We start from the raw sequence: 17,753 nt of genomic DNA, 5'->3' as shown, positions 1-17,753 counted from the left end.
ATATGGCTGCCCCAACCACCTCACATTCCCGCAAGAAAAAGCTCGGCTCCTACCCTACTTTGCTCGTGGTGTTCAGCATTACGCTGGCCTTGGTGGTGATTGGCCTGTTCGGTCTGCTGCTGGTACACGCCCAGAAGCTGAGTGAAGTGGTGCGCGAAAACCTGGAAGTGCAGGTGTACCTCGACCGCGACCTGCCCGAAACGGAATTGCTGCGCCTGCAGCAGGACCTGGGCCAGCAGCCCTTCGTGGCCGAGCGCAACGGCAAGCCCCAGATTCGCTTTGTGAGCAAGGAGGAAGGGGCCCGCCAGCTGCTGCAAAGCACCGGCGAGGATTTCCGCCAGTTCCTCGGCGACAACCCGCTGCGCGATGCTTACGTGCTCAAAATCAAGCCCGAATTCACCGACACTACGCATCTGGGCCAGCTCAACCGCAACATTTCGGCCCAACGCGGCGTGTTTGAGGTGCAGTATCCGCAGGATTTGTTCGCCAGCATCAACAACAACCTGACGCGGGTGAGCCTCGTGCTGCTGGGCTTTGCGGCGGTGCTGGTGCTGGTGGTGGTCATCCTGATTAACAATACGATTAAGCTGGCGCTGTTTTCGCAGCGCTTTCTCATCCGGTCCATGCAACTGGTGGGCGCGACGCGGCTCTTTATCCAGCAGCCGTTTTTGCGGCGGGCTACCTGGCAGGGCCTTGCCAGTGGCCTGCTGGCGGCCCTGATTCTGGTGGCGCTGCTGCAATACGCCTACCTCGAAGTAGAGCCGCTGCGCCTGTTGCGCGACGACCTGCGCCTGGGCTTGCTCCTGCTCGGCGTTATCGGGCTGGGCGTGGTGATTGGCTTCTTCAGCTCGGCCCGCGCTGTGCACAAGTACCTCAAAATGTCGCTCGACGACTTGTATTAAATCATTTATCAATTACCATTTAACAGCCGTTCGACGGGACTAATAGCGCCAATTGAACGACTGTTAAATGATAAATGATAAATGAAAAGATTGTTAAATGATAAATGTTAATTGTTAAATGAATCCTTCTCCCGCTTTCCGCTTCGCCTTTGGTCCCCGCAACTACCGCCTGATGTGGGCGGGCCTGGCCCTGCTGGCCGCCGGCTTCATCACCATGATGTTTGGCGACAAGGCCAATTACGGCGAGGATTTCGTGGGCATCACGCTTGGGCCGTTGCTGCTCATCGCCGGGTTTGCCGTGGAGTTTGCCGCCATTATGGTGCGCGATAAGTCGCTGGTTGCCGCCCCCACCGCCTCGGTGGTCACGCCGGCCTTCACGACCGATGCTCCCGGCGCGACCACTACGCCCGCTGCCGCGCCGGCTTACAAGCGCCCTTACTAGCGCCTGGCAGCGAGCGGTTGGCCTCTTCCATTTGCATTGGCCACGACTCGTTATTAGTTGCTTACCGTTAACCGACCACCTGTTTAAATGACTTATTGGCACGCGCTGCTCCTCGCCATCGTGGAGGGCATTACCGAGTTTTTGCCCGTTTCCAGCACCGGGCACATGATTATTGCTTCGGCCCTGCTGGGTATTCCGCCCACGCCGTTTTTCAAGCTCTACCTGGTGGTTATTCAGCTGGGCGCGATTCTATCGGTGTTTGTGGTGTATTACAAGCGCTTTTTTCAGAATATTGACTTCTATCTGAAGCTGTTGGTGGCTTTTTTACCCATTGTGGTGGTGGGGCTGCTGTTCAAAAAGCACATCGACGCGCTGCTCGAATCCGTGACCACCGTGGCCATGATGCTCGTGGTGGGCGGTGTGGTGCTGCTGTTTATCGACCGCTGGTTTCCGCAGGAAGACCCGCAGGAAGGCGGCCACCCCGTCACCAATCCCAGCTTTAAGGAAGCGCTGATTATCGGCCTGTTCCAGTGTTTGGCCGTGGTACCGGGCACCAGCCGCTCGGCGGCCACCATCATCGGCGGCCTCACCCAGAAGCTCACGCGCCGGGCAGCGGCGGAGTTTGCCTTCTTCCTGGCCATGCCCACCATGGCAGCGGCGGCGGTGAAAGACATTTACGATTACTACAAAGACGCCAGGGCGGCCGGGGCCGATGTATCGCACCTGTTCTCGGCCACGGAGCTGAAGCAGCTGGCACTAGGCAACGCAGTGGCGTTTGTGGTGGCGCTGCTGGCCATCCGGCTGTTTGTGGGCTTTGTAGCGAAGTATGGCTTCCGAGCCTTTGGTATCTACCGCATTATCGCGGGCGGTATTCTGTTGATTATGTTGGCATTGAAGCTGCCCTTAAACCTGGTATAATGACGAAGACCCTGGCCGATTACGACTTTGAAACGGGCGAAGTATTACTCCTCGACAAGCCCCTGACGTGGACTTCCTTCGACGTGGTGCGCAAGGTGAAGAACACGCTGCGCATCAGGAAAATCGGCCACGCCGGCACGCTCGACCCCTTGGCTACCGGCCTGCTCATCCTCTGCACGGGCAAGAAAACCAAGGAAATCGACCTCATTCAGGCCCAGGAAAAAGAATACACCGGCACCTTCCGCCTCGGCGAAACCACCCCCAGCTTCGACCTGGAAACCGCCGTGGACATGGCCCGGCCCTACGCCCACCTCATCGATGAGGAGATTATGGCCGCCACCGCTCAGTTCATGGGCCTTATCCAGCAAACGCCGCCCATTTTCTCGGCTGTGAAAATCGACGGCAAGCGTGCCTATGAGCTGGCCCGCACCGGCCAGGAGGCTGAAATAAAAGCCAAATCGGTCGAAATCAAGACCTTCGAGCTCACGCGCATCGCGCTGCCCGAAGTCGATTTTCGGGTGGTGTGTTCCAAGGGCACCTACGTCCGCAGCCTGGCCCGCGACTTGGGCGTGGCCCTGGGCTGCGGCGCGCACCTCACGCGGCTGGTGCGTACCCGCATCGGCGAGTATCGGGTAGAGGATGCCTTTACGCTCGAAGCCATTGAAGCCCTGCGCCCGCCCCGGCCCGAGGGCGAAACGCCCGCCCGGCCCCGCCGCGAGCGGCCCCACACTGCCCCCAACCGCGCTGGCCTGCAATATTTTGCCGCGCTCCAGGCCGATGCCCTGGCGGCCAAGGAGCACGAGGCCGCAAAAGATGCCACTGACGCACCCGAAACGCCAACGGAGTAGGTTGTAGAGGCGCAGGATTGTGCGGCTCGTTGTTGAACGACCGGAACCACACCGTTCGCACCGCATAAAGCGCATAAAGCGCGTAAACAACATCAGCAACGACGAGACGCCAAATAGGGCGTCTCTACCCTCGTACAACGCCATAACCGCTACCTTCGTGGCGCTCTATTTACCTTCCATTTGCATCCCCGGCGCCTTATGCACGTCATCCGCGACCCGGCTTATTTTCCGTTTCTTGGCAATGCTGTTGTTACCAGCGGCACGTTTGATGGCGTGCACGTGGGGCACCAGCGCATTCTGGCGCGGCTGTGCGAGGTGGCGCAGGCCAGCGGCGGGCCGTCGGTGGTGATTACCTACTGGCCGCACCCGCGCCTGGTGCTGGGCCCGCCCCCCTCCCACCCCGAGCTGCTGGATTTGCAGCTGTTGAACACGCTGGATGAGCGCATTGCCAGGCTGGCCGCACGCGGCGTGGACTACCTGCTCATCGTGCCGTTTACCAGGGAGTTTGCGCAGTGGACTTCGGAAGAATACATTCAGAACCTGCTGCTGAAAACCGTGGGCGCCAAGCAGCTGGTGATTGGCTATGACCACCGATTCGGCAAAAACCGCGAAGGCGGCTTCGACTACCTTAGTCAGAACGCCGACCGCTACGGCCTGACCGTGGAGGAAATCCCGCGCGAGGACGTGGACGCCGTGGGCGTGAGCAGCACCCGCATCCGGCAGGCGCTACGCGAGGGCGACATTGCCACCGCCAACCGCTACCTGGGCTACCACTATCCGCTCACGGGCCTGGTGGTGCATGGCCAGAAGCTCGGCCGTACCATTGGCTATCCCACAGCTAATCTGGCCATTCTGGAACCATTGAAGCTGGTGCCGGCTTTGGGCATTTATGCGGTGTGGGCCACTACGGCGGCGGGCACGCGGCATCAGGCCATGCTCAGTATTGGGGTGCGGCCCACAATTGGCACCGATTTGGCTCAGACAATTGAGGTGAATCTCCTGGATTTCGGCGGTGACTTATACGACCAGCAGCTGACGCTGGAGTTTGTGGCCTGGCTGCGGGGCGAAGAAAAATACAACGGCCTGGACGCGCTAACTGCCCAATTGGCGTTGGATGCGCAGAACACGCGGGCCGCGCTGGCTTAGCCGGCCGCTATTATTATACCTTATTGTTTCGTAATGAGATATTTGCGTTTATTATCGATTTGCTGCTGCTGGTTGGGAACGTGGAACGCGGCGCACGCCCAAGGCAAGCTGACCGGCGTAGTCCTGGATTCGGTGACGCACGAGCCGCTGGCGTTTTCCAGCGTATTCCTGGCCAACACCACGCTGGGTGCGACGACTACCGAGCAGGGCCAGTTCACGTTCCCGAAAGTGCCGGCCGGCACTTACGACGTGGTGGGCTCCTACGTGGGCTACCGCCTGGCCAAGCAGTCGGTGACCATGACGGCCGCCGCTCAGCAAATCACGCTGCAGCTGGCCCCCACCGGCAACCAGCTGGGCGAAGTGGTGGTGAAACCGGAGCCCAACAAGCCGGAGGAGTATCAGAAATTCGCAAAACTATTCATCGGCGGCAGCACGTTTTCGGCGCAGTGCCGCATCAGCAACCCCGACGATGTGCGGGTATTCTACGACGACTCGACCAAAACCCTGACCGCCCAGGCCAAGGAATTTGTGCAGATTGACAACGAGGCCCTGGGCTACCGCCTGAAATACTACGGCCTGTACTTCGCGGCCGACGACGACGACGGCTCGATTTCTTACTACGGCCAGCCCGTATTTGAGGAGCTGAAGCCGCGCGATGAGCGCCAGCGCAAGCAGTGGGCGGCCAATCGCCTCACGGCCTACACGGGCTCATTTATGCACTTTCTGCGCAGCGTGTACAATAACCGCGTGCAGGCCGAGGGCTTCCTGACGCAGCAAATCATCGTGGGCGCGAACCCACGCTTCGAGCGCGCCGAAGAGAAGCGCCTCGCCCTGCTGACCAGCCGGCCCGATAATAAATTCACGGCCGCCGAGCAGGACTCGCTCGATAAGTGGGAGGACATGGCCCCGGTTATCGCCACGCTCAACCAGAAGCCGCTGCCCATCGACAGCATCCGGCGGGTGGAAACCAACGGGCGGCGCACGTTCCTACGCTTCACGGGCGAGCTGCAGGTGGCGCACTTCGGCGAGGCCCCCGACCCGCTGTACCGGCGGCCGATGTCGCCGTTGGGCTACCCCAAAATCCCGTATCCGGCCAAGCGGCAGGTGTCGCGCCTCAAGCTGCAGGGCCGCGAGGCCGCCATTCAGGCCAACGGCTCGCTGCTAAACCCGCTCGACGTGTACAACGGCGAATACTGGGGCTTCGAGAAAATTGGCGAGTTTTTGCCGTTCGACTACATGCCGCCCACGGTATCTTCGGCCGCGCCGCGCCGGTAGGGGCCGGGCCGGTTTTTCCGTTTACTACTATTCCTGGTCTGCCCGAATGCGCTTCTCCCCGGTGCTTCTGCTGTTGTTGCTGCTGCTGATGCGGCCCGATGGTGCCAGGGCGCAGGATAGCCTGAGCGGCGTGGCGCTCGATTCGGTGACGCAGCAGCCGCTGGCCTTTGCCAGCGTGTTTCTGGCCAACACCACGCTGGGCGTGACCACCACCGAGCAGGGCCAGTTTAGTTTCCCGAGGGTGCCGGCCGGAAACTACGACGTGGTGGGCTCCTACGTGGGCTACCGCCTGGCCAAGCGAAAAATCACCATGGGTGCCTCGCCCCAGCAGCTCACCTTGCAGCTCGCGCCCATCCCCAACCAATTGGGCGAGGTGGTCGTGCGTGCCAAACCCCGACGCAACCCCGACCGGGCGGCAAACTACCAGAAGTTCGTGACGTTATTTCTGGGCCAGACCACGTTTTCGCGCCAGTGCCGCATCCGCAACCCCGACGAGGTGCTGGTGGACTTCGACGCCGACAAAAACGTGCTCACGGCGTCGTCGCCCACCTATGTGCAGGTCGATAACCAAGCCCTTGGGTATCGTATCAAATACTATGGATTGCAGTTCGACTACTATTTCAGCAAAAACCTGGTCAAATTTTACGGGCAGCCAGCATTTGAGGAAATGTCCCCGCGCAACGAGCAAGAGCAGCTCCAGTGGGAACAAAACCGCGCGAAAGCCTATCGGGGCTCGCTCACGCACTTCCTCAAAAGCGTGCATGACAATCAGGTATCGGCCGAAGGCTTTTTGGTGCAGCGGCTGCGCATGGTGCTCAACTCCCGCTACGCCCGTGCCGACAGTCTGCGCTGGTCGCTGTTTCGTGCGCGCCGCAATACCGGCCTCTCACGCGCCGACAACGACTCGCTGGCGCGCTGGGGCAAGGAGGCGGAAATCTATTCCACGCTTTATACCGCGGCCCGGCCCATCGACAGCCTTCGCCGGGTGAGTGCACCTGCGGCACAGGTTTTCCTGCGGTTTACCGATTATTTGCAGGTGACTTATTCCCGCGAGTCGCCTGACCCGCATTACCTGCGGTCTGCGGTCAGCAACGTGCGGATTGCGATGAACCCGCCCACCGAGCAGGTGTCGCAACTGAAGCTGCTGGAGCCCGAAGTGGAGATTCAACCCAACGGCCAATTGACGAACCCGATGGCCGTATTTACCGACGAATACTGGGGGTTCGAAAAAATGGGTGAATTTTTACCCGTGAATTACCTGCCGCCGGCTTCGGCCGCCCCAATCCCAACCCACCCATGATAGACAAAACCGTTCCCAACGTGCAAGCCGCCCTGCAGGGCCTCGCCGATGGCATGACCCTGATGCTCGGCGGCTTCGGCCTATGCGGCATCCCCGAAAACTCGATTCAGGAAATCCTCCGCCTCGGCATAAAAGACCTCACCTGCATCTCCAACAATGCCGGCGTCGATGACTTTGGCATTGGCCTGCTGCTGCAAACCAAGCAGGTGCGCAAGATGATTTCGAGCTACGTGGGCGAAAATGCCGAGTTTGAGCGCCAGCTGCTGAGCGGCGAGCTGGAAGTGGATTTGATTCCGCAGGGCACCCTGGCCGAGCGCATCCGGGCGGGCGGGGCGGGCATTCCGGCCTTCTTCACCCCCGCCGGCTACGGCACCGAGGTGGGCGAAAACAAGGAAAGCCGCGAGTTCAACAGCAAAATGTACCTGCTGGAAATGGGACTTACGGCCGATTTTGCCTTCGTGAAAGCCTGGAAGGGCGACACGGCCGGCAACCTCATCTACAAAGGCACGGCCCGCAATTTCAACCCGATGATGGCCACGGCCGGCAAAATCACCGTGGCCGAGGTGGAAGAGCTGGTGCCCGCCGGCGAGCTCGACCCCAACCAGATTCACACGCCGGGCATTTTCGTGCAGCGCATCTATCAGGGTGAGCAGTATGAGAAGCGCATCGAGCAGCGCACGGTGCGGGAGGAAGCGAAGCGTCAGTAGTCGTTGATGAGTAAGCGTATGCTCCGGTCTGACCACCTAGAGCGGTCAGACCGGAGCATACGCTTATATTTAAAAGTTACCATAACCTACTACTACAACTGCGCCTTCCCCCTTTCAACCCTTCCCTTTTAATTTTTAACTGACTCATGCTAGACAAACACGGCATCGCCCGGCGCATCGCCCAGGAAGTGAAAGACGGCTCCTACGTCAACCTCGGCATCGGCATTCCCACGCTGGTGGCCAACTACATCCCGGCCGGCATCAACGTGGAGCTGCAGTCCGAAAACGGCCTACTCGGCATGGGCCCCTTCCCCACCGAAGACCAGGTCGACCCCGACCTCATCAACGCCGGCAAGCAGACCGTGACCACCCTACCCGGCTCCAGCATCTTCTCCTCAGCCGATTCGTTCGGCATGATTCGCGGCGAGCACGTCGACCTCACCATTCTCGGCGCAATGGAGGTATCCGAGCGCGGCGACATTGCCAACTGGAAAATTCCCGGCAAGATGGTGAAGGGCATGGGCGGCGCGATGGACCTCGTGGCATCGGCCAAGAACATTATTGTAGCCATGCAGCACGTGGCCCGCGACGGCTCCAGCAAGCTGCTATCTGACTGCACCTTGCCCATTACGGGCCTGCGCTGCGTGAAGAAAATAGTGACCGAGCTGGCCGTAATCGACGTGACGCCCGACGGCTTCGTGCTGCGCGAGCGCGCCCCCGGCGTGAGCGTAGCGCAGATTATTGCTGCCACCGCCGGTAAGCTGGTAGTGCCCGAAGGCGAAGTACCCGAGATGACGCTGTAGCATAACTACCTGTATCATAATCTTCAGCTTGTGATGAGCGCGGCGAGTTATGGCAACCGCGCCGCCTGACGATACTACTCGCGGCGCTCGTCACAAGCGAAAGCTTATAGCACTTGGGCTCAGGCCTATTACCGGCCGTATCTTCGTGACCACCCATTTGCCCCGACAATATGCGCCAACTCCTACCCTTACTGCTACTTACTGCTGTTCCCACGCTGGCTCTGGCCCAGGTTTCGCCCATAATTGACCGGTCCGATATGCCGGCCACCACGACTACTGTGGATAGCCTGCGGCTGAGCGTGGCCAGCCTGGTGCTGCCCAACACGGTGCCGCCCCTGAGCCGGCGCGGGGCCAACCAAACCTGGAACTACAGCACCCTCACCCCCACCTCGCAACGGGTCGAATCGTTCGTATCGGTGAGCAGCGTGACGGCTACCTCGCTCACGTATTCCTTCATATTCGGGCCGTTTGGCGGGGCCAACCGGGCCACCGTGGCTTCGCCGCAGGCGCTGCCGCTGCCCGTGGCCCTGCCCATTCCCCTCACCGATTCTTACCAGTTCTACGCTACTTCGGCGGCGGCGGCGGCGCAGCAGGACTTCCGCTCGGTGGGCTTCGGGGCTTCGCTGAATGGCACGGCCATTCCGGTTACGTATGCCAGTGCGGCCCAGCAGGACGTGATTTACCGCTTCCCCCTGAGCTTTGCCAGCCTGCCCGATTCCAGCAACTCCTACTTTTCGACGCCAACGGCCATTGCTACGGTCGGCTACCTGAGCCAGAAGCGCAAGCGCGTGAACAAGCCCGATGCCTGGGGCACGCTTACCACGCCTTTTGGCCAGTTCCAGACGGTGCGCGTGGTCACCAAACTCATCGACCACGACAGTGTAGCCATTGGCGGCACGCCCGGCCAGGGTTTCGATGTGCCCCTGACCCGCGAGTATAAGTGGCTGGCCAAGAGCCAGCACGTACCACTGCTCACCATTACCACCCGCACCATAGGCGGCACCGAAACCGTGACCGGCGTGGAGTACCGCGACAGCTACCGCCGCATTATCCGCACAGCCAACCGCGACGCGGCCACCAACGCCATGCTCACCGCCTCCCCCAATCCCTCGGCCAGCGGCACGTCCCTTACCCTGACGGTGCCCGCCGGCAGCGGGCCGCTCACGGTTTCGGCCACCGACGTGGTGGGCCGACAGCTGTTTCAGCGCGACTTTAGCAGCAATTCGGGTACCCTTCGCATTGATTACGAAGCTTTTGGCACCTTCCGAGGCGTGCTGCTGCTAACGGTGCAAACGGCGCGTGGCACGGCTACCCGCCGACTGGTGCGCGAGTAGTATTGGGCGAACATTGCACCGTTTTGGCAGTTTTTCCGTTGAAGTACCCGTTGGCGAACGCCGCCAGCGGGTTTTTTTACGGGTAAATTTGTTGCGCCGGGCCCCGCCCGGCCACCGGGCCCATTGGCGGCCCGGCTTTTTACACAGCGCTTTTTCGATATTATGGCAACTTCTTCTAACGGCAAACCGGCCGCTTCCAATGGCCACGCCGCCCCCGGCGGCTCCCACGCCAAAAAGGTAGGCAAGGCAAGCCTGGCCCTCACTGCCGAGCGCCTCACGCCTACCGCCGTGCCGGCCCACAAGCTGGTGCTGCGCACGCTGCGCCGCTCCGATTTCAAGGCCATCAAGGAAATTATGGACCAGGTGTATTCCAACATGGAAGGCGCGTGGTCGGCCGACGAGTTCAGCGCCCTGATTCGCAAGTTTCCGGAGGGCCAGATTGGCATTGAGGACAACGGCCAGCTGGTAGCTGCCGCGCTGGCCATCATCGTGGATTACAGCAAGTACGGCGACAAGCACACTTACGCCAAAATTACCGGCAACGGTAAGTTCGATACCCACGACGATGCTGGCGATACGCTTTACGGCGTCGATGTATTTGTGGACCCTGCCTACCGCTCGCTACGCCTGGGCCGCCGCCTCTACGACGCCCGCAAGGAGCTGTGCGAAAACCTGAACCTGCGCGCCATGGTGGCAGGCGGCCGCATTCCCGGTTACGCCGCCTACGCCAACGAAATGACACCTGCCAAGTACGTGGAAAAGGTGCGCAACAAGGAGCTGACCGACCCCATTCTCACGTTCCAGCTCTCGAACGATTTCTATGTACGGAAAATCATCCGCGGCTATCTGCCCTACGACTCCGAATCGAAAGCCCACGCCACGCTGCTGGAGTGGATTAATGTGTACTACGAGGAAACGGAAAAGCTCATCGGCAACGAGAAAACCAACGTCCGCATCGGCATTGTGCAGTGGCAGATGCGCGCCACCAGCAGCCTGGAGGATTTGCTCCAGCAAATCGAGTTTTTCGTGGATACCGTGAGCGGCTATAAGGCTGACTGCGTGATGTTTCCGGAATTCTTCAATGCCCCGCTCATGGCTCTCACCAACGAGGATTCGCCGGCGGTGGCCATCCGGGCCATGGCGGCGTTTACGGAGCCCATCACGGTTAAGATGATGGAGCTGGCCGTGAGCTACAACATCAATATCGTGGCCGGCTCGATGCCCGTGTACCGCGATGAGAAGCTGCACAACGTGGCCTTCCTCTGCCGCCGCGACGGCACCGTGGACGAGCAGTACAAGCTGCACGTCACACCCGATGAGGCCAGCTACTGGGGTATGCGCGGCGGCGATAAGCTGAAATGCTTCGACACGGATTTTGGCAAAATCGGTATTCTGGTGTGCTACGACGTGGAATTCCCCGAGCTTTCGCGCATGCTGAGCGACGAGGGCATGAAAATCCTGTTCGTGCCCTTCTGGACCGATACCAAGAATGCCTACCAGCGCGTGCGCCTCTGCGCCCAGGCCCGCGCCATCGAAAACGAGTGCTACGTGGCCATTACCGGCTCGGTGGGCAACCTGCCCCGCGTCGAGAACATGGACATTCAGTACTCGCAAAGCGCGGTATTCAGCCCTTCGGACTTCGCCTTCCCGCACGATGCCATCGTGGCAGAAGCCACCCCGAACACGGAAATGACCCTCATCGCCGACCTCGACCTTGACTTGCTCAAAGACCTGAACAGCAGCGGATCCGTGCGCAACCTGCGCGACCGCCGCAAGGACCTGTACTCGGTGAGCTGGGTAAAGAAAACCGAGCGCGACGACGAGCTACTGGCCCAGGGCGAGGAGCGGCTGCCCAAAACCAGCTCGCGCCGCAAGGCCATTGCGGCGGGGTAAGCCCGCTGTCTCTCCATCTTTTAAAAGGGGCCCCGCACTTGCACGTGTGGGGCCCCTTTTTATTTCCCAACAGTACGGCTCGTTGACAAAACCCGAATTATTTTTGGCCTCCTGATTTTCTTCCTTTCCTTATTCACACTGCCTTCTTTATGAAAGCTATTCTACTGGTTGGCTTGGTTGTTCTGAGCGCGGGGCCAATTCATGCTCAAAAAAAGCAGGAAAACGCGGCTACCTCCCGGCCAAAGCTGGAGCAAGGCACCACGACGGCCGAAGGCAAGCGCACCGGCAAATGGAACTTCTACAACAACAAAAAAGCGCTGGAGCTAACGTTTGATTACGATTCGAGCCGCATCAATTTCCTGCTGCCCGATACCACCCGCTACCTGGTGCGCATCGGCGAGGAATGGACGCCGCGGCGGATGGCCCGTGCGCCGCGTCTGCTGGGCAGTACCGACCAGCGGCTGGATGACCTGCTTCGCAGCCTGCGCTACCCGATAAGTGCCCTGCGCCAGCAGCTGCAAGGCACGGTGGTGATGGGGTACACGGTGGACGTAACCGGCCACACCCGGGACTTTACCGTGGAAAGCAGCCTGAGCCCCGACTGTGACCAAGAAGTGTGGCGAGCTATAAAAACCCTGCCTGACAATTGGATACCAGCCGTTTATACCGGCCGGCCAACCCCCAGCCGCTTCTACTTATCGGTAAAATTTCAGATGATAAACGAAGCTGAACACGAACGCCAGCAACGCGAGCTAAAGCGGCTGGCTCAGCAATCGGCCGATGGAGCTAGCCCTTCCGTGGCACCCGTACGGGCCAGGTATGCCCATGAAATTATCGTCACGGCGCTCGGCATCGAGCGAGGCACCCGCTGAGCGAGCTGGCCCTTCATTACCGCCGCGTGGCAGGGTTTTACGCAGTAGCAAGGCTGAAATCTGACAATGAAGCTGTTTGGAAAGTCAGCCCAAAGTCGTTGCTCCGGTCCGACCGCCCTAGGCGGTCGGACCGGAGCATACGCTTACTTCTGCGCCAGCACTTAAGATTGATGCGAACGGCGCGGGGACGCGGACTACAAAGTCCGCGCTACATCCCCAACGACACTTTGACAATAGCCCTGCTTTACATCAGCTTATAATAAACCGCCGTGGCGTGCGGCCTCCCGTCGAAGTTGATGAAATACGCCGGAATAGCGCCCACAAAAACATAGCCCAGGCTTTGATACAGCTGCTCGGCAATGTCGCCCTGGCGGGTATCGAGCACCAGCGTGGTGCGGCCCAGGGCGCGGGCGTGGCCTTCCAGCGCAAGGAGCAACTGCCGGGCCAGACCCTGGCGGCGCGCCTGCCGGTGCACCAGCAGCTTCGATACTTCGGCGCGGAGCAGGGAGTTGGGGCGGGTGGCCAGGTCGAGCTGCACGGTGGCCAGTAGCGCACCGGTACTAGGCTGGCGGGCAATGAGGAGCAGGCGATGGCCGGCTTCCATCGCGCCGAATACGCTGTGCCAGTAGTCCCGGGCTTCGGCAGCGGCTAGTGGAGGCAGGAAACCGACGGCCGCACCGGAGTCGACAGCATCGTGCAGCAGGGCATGGAGCTGGGGCAGCAGCGCCCGGGCTTCGGCGGTGCTGAGGGAAGTGATGAGAGGAATCATACGGGGGGCAAGAAAACCATCCGGCTGCTAATTGGCTTGCACAAACGGCTTGCCCGCGCGGCGAGCCGGGCTTTTGTGTGTAAACTTCGGCCCCGATACTTCCCGTTATTTTTTCATCACACCAAACACGTATGCGCGCTTTCATCACCGGAGCCAACCGGGGCCTGGGCCTCGAACTTACCCGCCAGTACCTGGAGCGCGGCGACCACGTATTCGCTGCCAGCCGGCAGCCCGCCCAAGCCGCCGAGCTGCAAACCCTGAGGCAGCAATACGCCGACCGCCTCGTGCTGCTGTCCCTCGACGTGACCGACGCGGCCTCCATCGCGGCGGCCGTGCAAGGCGTGCAGGCCGTAACCGACGCCCTCGATGTGCTGATTAACAACGCCGGCGTATACCCGCACGCGGGCTCCGGCGATGCGCACCAGCGCCTGGGCCAGCTCACCCACGACGATGCCATGGAAACCATGCAGGTGAATGCCATTGGGCCGCTGCTGGTGTCGCAGGCACTGCTGCCGCTGCTGCGCGTCGGCCATAAAGGCCGCATTCTCAGCATCTCCTCGGGCCAGGGCTCGCTGACCTGGAAAGCCACCGGCGACCCCTACCACTACAGCGCCAGCAAGGCCGCCCTGAACATGTACATGCGCAGCCTGGCGGCCGAAATCGGCCATATGGGCCTGATTTCGGTACTGGTAGACCCCGGCTGGATGCGCACTGAGATGGGCGGCGACCATGCCACCCAGGAGCCGGCCGATTCGGCCCGCGGCATTATCCGCATGGCCGAGCAGCTGCACACTGAGGAAAACGGCAGCTTCGTGACCTGGCAGGGCCAGCCCGTGCCGTGGTAGCAGCCGGGCGCGCCGGCCTTGTTCTTACCCACACCCGGGGCCGTTGCACTGGTTGGACCGCCCTGGGCAGTCCGACGGGTTGTCGTACGGGCGAAACTGTGCTTGCTTCAACCGGTCGGACCGCTTAGGCCGGTCAGACCGAGGCAACGGCTCGCCATTAAACAGCCTTCAAATAGCTGTGGGCAAGGACAGAGACGCCAGGCGGAAGCCGCAAGGCACCAATTAAAAGGACCCGTTCCGTTGAAAATCAATGGAACGGGTCCTTTTAATTTTCCGGGCAGGGCAGTTGGCTGATTACCTGGGCATCAGCATATCTCAATAGTATATATAAAAGCACTCACAAAATATTTTGAATGGTAATTCCTTTAAATATCTGCCTGTTTATTGGCCTGAAACACGCAATTCTTATTTTCATTTAGCGACCAGCGTGCATTAATCAACAATTCGCAATTACATTCGACAATTCACTTGCTCAACTTTTCACTTAATCACTCACATGAGAAAACGCTTACTCTTATTCCTGTTCATGGTTCTGGGCTTCGCGGCGCACGACCTCAGGGCCCAAGACCGAACCATTGCCGGCACGGTAGCGGGCTCGGATGGGGCTTCCATCCCGGGCGTGACGGTGCTCGTGAAAGGCACCAAAATAGGTACCTCTACCGATGCGGACGGCAAATTTTCCCTGGCAGCCCCCGCCACGGCTAGCACCATGGTGTTTTCCTATGTGGGCTATGCCACGCAGGAAGTAGCCATCGGCAACAAAACGTCCTTCAACATCGCCTTGGCAACCGACACCAAGAGCCTCGAAGAGGTGGTGGTGGTGGGCTACGGCACCCAGAGCCGGCGCGACCTGACGGGCAACGTGGCCTCCATCAGCGGCAAGGAGATTGCGACCTCACCGGTGCAGAGCTTCGACCAGGCCTTGCAGGGCCGCGCTTCGGGCGTGAACATCACTACGCCCAACGGGGTGTTGAACAACCCGCCCGTCATTCGTATCCGGGGCACGAACTCCATTAACCTGAGCTCGGCCCCGCTGGTGGTCATTGACGGCATTCCGGCCTACAGCGGCAATACCTCGGCCGTGGGCAGCGTGCCCAACAACCCGCTCAGCAACCTGAACCCGGCCGACATTGAAAGCATGGAAGTGCTGAAGGATGCCTCGTCTACGGCCATCTACGGCTCGCGGGCCGCCGGTGGGGTTATTCTGGTAACGACCAAGAAGGGCAAAAAAGGCCAGAGCCATCTCACCTATGATACCTGGGTGGGCTGGTCGAAACCGGTACGCCTCTACGACGTCCTCAACGCCCCCGACTACATCAGCATCAAGAATGAGGCCGTGCGCAACCTGAATGCCAACCGCACGTCGGTGGGCGGCACGCCCAACAACGTGGAAGGCTTTAAGGCCACTGATGCCAACGGCGTCACGGCCGATACCCGCTGGTATGACTACATCTACCGCACGGGCTTCTCGCAGTCGCACAACCTGAACTTTTCGGGCGGTACCGACAAAACCACCTTCTACTCGTCGTTGGGCTATACCAACCAGAAGGGCATGCTGGAGCGCAACGAGTTCCAGCGCATTTCGGCCCGCGTGAACGTTGACCACAAGCTCTTTAGCCAGGTCACGGTAGGCATGCGCGTGGCTTACTCGAACACCCACAACGCTTCGCCCAACTCGGGCTCGGTGGCCGACGGGGCCTTTGGCACGGGCGGGCTGGGCCGGCTGCCGCTGGTGCTGCCGCCCAACGTTTCACCCTACAACCCCGACGGCACCTTCAACGTGAGCGGGGCCGGCGTGGGCCCGGGACCCAACACCAACCCCAGCTCGACGACCGGCGCGCCCCTACTGCCGGGCTACTACAACCCGCTGGTGGATTTGGCCTATAACTACTTCAACTCCGACGGCAATGAAGTGCAGGGCAGCGTGTATGCCAACCTGGAAGTGGCGAAGGGCCTGAACCTGCGCACCACCTACGGCCTGAATCGCATTTCCTTCGAAGACAAATCGTTTTACACGGCCCTGGCCGGCGATGGCCAGTCGACGGGCGGCTCGGCCAGCAACTACTACCGCACCAACAACCGCTGGAACTGGCAGAACACGCTGCAATACGACCACACCTTTGGCGAGAAGCATAACCTGTCGCTGCTGGTGGGCAACGAGCAGCAAGCCACCGACATCCAGCGCTGGGGCGCCACCCGCACCTCGGTAGCCGACCCGTACTTCACCACCTTCCAGGGCAACTTCACCAACATTGCCGAATCGGGCCGCTTCCAGGGCGTCAACTACCTGGTGTCGTTCTTCGGCCGCCTCAACTACAGCTTCAACCGCAAGTACCTGGCCACGCTGAACGTGCGCCGCGACGGCTACTCGGCCTTCGCCAAGAAATTCGGCAACTTCTACGGGGCATCGCTCGGCTACGTGGTATCGGAGGAAGACTTCTGGAAAAACTCCTCTTTCTCGCAGACCTTTTCGTTCCTGAAGTTTACGGGCAGCTACGGCAGCGTGGGCAACAACCAGGGCATCGGCGATTTCGTGACGCAGCAAACCTACGGCTCGGGCCTGTACGCCTCGAACGCAACGCTGTTCTTCGGCAACGCCGGCAATCCGAACCTGACCTGGGAAACCAGCAAGAAAACGGACCTGGGCGTGTCGTTCGGCTTTTTGCAGGACCGCCTGACGGGCGATTTCTCCTACTACCGCAACCTGGTGGACGGCCTGATTCTGGACGTGCCCCAGGCACCTTCCAAAGGCATTCCGAACAGCGCGGGCCAGGGCAACCTGGGCAACTCCTACCTGCTAAACGTGGGCTCGATGGAGAACACAGGCGTTGAGCTCAACCTGCGCTACAATGTGCTCCAGGGTGGCAAATTCACCTGGTCCGTTAATGGCAACCTGACCACGCTCAAAAACCGCGTGCAGGCCCTGGCTTTTGAAGGCCAACGCATTGGCACGGCTACTTCGAACCTCGAAACCGCGAACTACACCAAAGTGGGCCAGTCGGTGGGCGAAATCCTGGCTGTGCCTTCGCTGGGCGTGAACCCGGCCAACGGCCGCCGCATGCTGCAAAAGGCCGACGGCACCGTGGTGCAGTACGAGCACCTGGGCTCGGGCTGGACTACCCTCGACGGCAAGCCCACCACGGCCCCCAGCCAGCTGGTGGATGGCGTTTATTACGGCCCGGTATTGCCCACCTGGTATGGCGGCCTCGACAACACGTTCCGCTACCGCTTCCTCGATTTGGGCGTATTTGTGCAGTTTTCGGGCGGCAACTACATCTACAACGGCACCAAGGCCGGCCTGCATGACCAGCGCTTCTGGAACAACCAGACCGACATCAAAAACCACTGGACGACGGAGAACACCAACGCCGAGTGGCCGCGCGTGGTTTACGGCGACAACGTGTCGAACGGCTCGGCACTGGTGATGTCGTCGAACGTAGAAAAAGGCGACTTTGCCCGCCTGCGGCAGGTATCGCTGGGCTATACCTTCACCCCCGCCTTCCTTACCCGCATCAACGTGGCCAACGCCCGCCTCTACGTGCAGGTGCAGAATGCCTTCCTGCTCACCAAATACTCGGGCATCGACCCGGAAATCTCGACCAATGGTGGTAGCAACACCGGAGCTGGCGTCGACCGCAACTCCGTGGGACAGGCCCGCACCTACACCGTGGGCTTCAACATTGGCTTTTAATTGATTCT

General features: G+C 60.5%; 15 protein-coding genes. 14 read left to right on the top strand and 1 reads right to left on the bottom strand.

Annotation, left to right across the window (positions count from 1 at the left end):
- Window positions 1-2 precede the first annotated feature (2 nt).
- The 12 genes from KQ661_RS09160 to KQ661_RS09105 all read left to right on the top strand — a co-directional run bounded on the left by KQ661_RS09160 (window position 3) and on the right by KQ661_RS09105 (window position 12,440).
- On the top strand, window positions 3-902 hold the full coding sequence (locus KQ661_RS09160) for a cell division protein FtsX (protein ID WP_168674455.1): 900 nt from the start codon (window positions 3-5) through the stop codon (window positions 900-902).
- Between the two features lie 118 nt (window positions 903-1,020).
- Window positions 1,021-1,344: a DUF3098 domain-containing protein gene (locus KQ661_RS09155; RefSeq protein WP_216686241.1), complete on the top strand. Its 324-nt coding sequence runs from the start codon at window positions 1,021-1,023 to the stop codon at window positions 1,342-1,344.
- An 87-nt stretch (window positions 1,345-1,431) separates the two neighbouring features.
- Window positions 1,432-2,262 (top strand): undecaprenyl-diphosphate phosphatase, encoded by an 831-nt coding sequence (locus KQ661_RS09150; RefSeq protein ID WP_216680341.1) that lies wholly within the window; start codon window positions 1,432-1,434, stop codon window positions 2,260-2,262.
- Entirely contained in the window at window positions 2,262-3,110 is an 849-nt protein-coding gene (truB, locus tag KQ661_RS09145; RefSeq protein ID WP_216686240.1) for a tRNA pseudouridine(55) synthase TruB, read from the top strand. Before KQ661_RS09150 ends, truB begins: the two co-directional genes overlap by 1 nt.
- Window positions 3,111-3,308: 198 nt before the next feature.
- A complete protein-coding gene (locus tag KQ661_RS09140) occupies window positions 3,309-4,256 on the top strand; it encodes a bifunctional riboflavin kinase/FAD synthetase (RefSeq protein WP_216686239.1) in 948 nt (315 codons plus the stop codon).
- A gap of 72 nt (window positions 4,257-4,328) precedes the next feature.
- On the top strand, window positions 4,329-5,531 hold the full coding sequence (locus KQ661_RS09135; RefSeq protein WP_216686238.1) for a carboxypeptidase-like regulatory domain-containing protein: 1,203 nt from the start codon (window positions 4,329-4,331) through the stop codon (window positions 5,529-5,531).
- 46 nt (window positions 5,532-5,577) lie between these two features.
- Entirely contained in the window at window positions 5,578-6,831 is a 1,254-nt protein-coding gene (locus KQ661_RS09130; RefSeq protein WP_216686237.1) for a carboxypeptidase-like regulatory domain-containing protein, read from the top strand.
- The gene (locus tag KQ661_RS09125) at window positions 6,828-7,538 is read left to right on the top strand and encodes a CoA transferase subunit A (protein WP_216686236.1); all 711 of its coding nucleotides are present in this window, start codon (window positions 6,828-6,830) and stop codon (window positions 7,536-7,538) included. Before KQ661_RS09130 ends, KQ661_RS09125 begins: the two co-directional genes overlap by 4 nt.
- Window positions 7,539-7,684: 146 nt before the next feature.
- Complete coding sequence (locus KQ661_RS09120; RefSeq protein ID WP_216680335.1) at window positions 7,685-8,341, top strand: 3-oxoacid CoA-transferase subunit B; 657 nt, start codon at window positions 7,685-7,687, stop codon at window positions 8,339-8,341.
- A gap of 170 nt (window positions 8,342-8,511) precedes the next feature.
- The gene (locus tag KQ661_RS09115) at window positions 8,512-9,675 is read left to right on the top strand and encodes a T9SS type A sorting domain-containing protein (protein ID WP_216686235.1); all 1,164 of its coding nucleotides are present in this window, start codon (window positions 8,512-8,514) and stop codon (window positions 9,673-9,675) included.
- A gap of 354 nt (window positions 9,676-10,029) precedes the next feature.
- On the top strand, window positions 10,030-11,568 hold the full coding sequence (locus tag KQ661_RS09110; protein WP_394369644.1) for a carbon-nitrogen hydrolase family protein: 1,539 nt from the start codon (window positions 10,030-10,032) through the stop codon (window positions 11,566-11,568).
- A gap of 149 nt (window positions 11,569-11,717) precedes the next feature.
- Complete coding sequence (locus tag KQ661_RS09105; protein ID WP_216686233.1) at window positions 11,718-12,440, top strand: energy transducer TonB; 723 nt, start codon at window positions 11,718-11,720, stop codon at window positions 12,438-12,440.
- 244 nt (window positions 12,441-12,684) lie between these two features.
- Here the strand turns inward: KQ661_RS09105 and KQ661_RS09100 are convergent, their stop codons facing one another.
- On the bottom strand, window positions 12,685-13,209 hold the full coding sequence (locus KQ661_RS09100) for a GNAT family N-acetyltransferase (protein ID WP_216686232.1): 525 nt from the start codon (window positions 13,207-13,209) through the stop codon (window positions 12,685-12,687).
- A gap of 131 nt (window positions 13,210-13,340) precedes the next feature.
- Between KQ661_RS09100 and KQ661_RS09095 the strand changes: the two genes are divergently transcribed.
- Both KQ661_RS09095 and KQ661_RS09090 read left to right on the top strand, forming a co-directional pair.
- Window positions 13,341-14,054, top strand: a complete 714-nt coding sequence (locus KQ661_RS09095; protein ID WP_216680328.1) for an SDR family oxidoreductase — start codon at window positions 13,341-13,343, stop codon at window positions 14,052-14,054.
- A 496-nt stretch (window positions 14,055-14,550) separates the two neighbouring features.
- Window positions 14,551-17,745, top strand: coding sequence for a SusC/RagA family TonB-linked outer membrane protein (locus KQ661_RS09090; RefSeq protein WP_216686231.1), 3,195 nt, complete (start codon window positions 14,551-14,553; stop codon window positions 17,743-17,745).
- The last annotated feature ends 8 nt before the right edge of the window (window positions 17,746-17,753 follow it).

The organism is Hymenobacter siberiensis, from assembly GCF_018967845.1.
GTDB lineage: Bacteria > Bacteroidota > Bacteroidia > Cytophagales > Hymenobacteraceae > Hymenobacter > Hymenobacter siberiensis.
This window is presented reverse-complemented; position numbering and strand designations above follow the sequence as displayed.

Excerpts from the sequence above, each read along its gene's own strand:
- KQ661_RS09090 (WP_216686231.1), top strand. The coding sequence starts at position 14,551 with ATGAGAAAACGCTTACTCTTATTCCTGTTCATGGTTCTGGGCTTCGCG.
- KQ661_RS09110 (WP_394369644.1), top strand. The coding sequence starts at position 10,030 with ATGGACCAGGTGTATTCCAACATGGAAGGCGCGTGGTCGGCCGACGAG.
- truB (WP_216686240.1), top strand. The coding sequence starts at position 2,262 with ATGACGAAGACCCTGGCCGATTACGACTTTGAAACGGGCGAAGTATTA.
- KQ661_RS09100 (WP_216686232.1), bottom strand. The coding sequence starts at position 13,209 with ATGATTCCTCTCATCACTTCCCTCAGCACCGCCGAAGCCCGGGCGCTG.
- KQ661_RS09125 (WP_216686236.1), top strand. The coding sequence starts at position 6,828 with ATGATAGACAAAACCGTTCCCAACGTGCAAGCCGCCCTGCAGGGCCTC.
- KQ661_RS09150 (WP_216680341.1), top strand. The coding sequence starts at position 1,432 with ATGACTTATTGGCACGCGCTGCTCCTCGCCATCGTGGAGGGCATTACC.
- KQ661_RS09155 (WP_216686241.1), top strand. The coding sequence starts at position 1,021 with ATGAATCCTTCTCCCGCTTTCCGCTTCGCCTTTGGTCCCCGCAACTAC.
- KQ661_RS09160 (WP_168674455.1), top strand. The coding sequence starts at position 3 with ATGGCTGCCCCAACCACCTCACATTCCCGCAAGAAAAAGCTCGGCTCC.
- KQ661_RS09095 (WP_216680328.1), top strand. The coding sequence starts at position 13,341 with ATGCGCGCTTTCATCACCGGAGCCAACCGGGGCCTGGGCCTCGAACTT.
- KQ661_RS09115 (WP_216686235.1), top strand. The coding sequence starts at position 8,512 with ATGCGCCAACTCCTACCCTTACTGCTACTTACTGCTGTTCCCACGCTG.
- KQ661_RS09105 (WP_216686233.1), top strand. The coding sequence starts at position 11,718 with ATGAAAGCTATTCTACTGGTTGGCTTGGTTGTTCTGAGCGCGGGGCCA.
- KQ661_RS09120 (WP_216680335.1), top strand. The coding sequence starts at position 7,685 with ATGCTAGACAAACACGGCATCGCCCGGCGCATCGCCCAGGAAGTGAAA.
- KQ661_RS09140 (WP_216686239.1), top strand. The coding sequence starts at position 3,309 with ATGCACGTCATCCGCGACCCGGCTTATTTTCCGTTTCTTGGCAATGCT.
- KQ661_RS09130 (WP_216686237.1), top strand. The coding sequence starts at position 5,578 with ATGCGCTTCTCCCCGGTGCTTCTGCTGTTGTTGCTGCTGCTGATGCGG.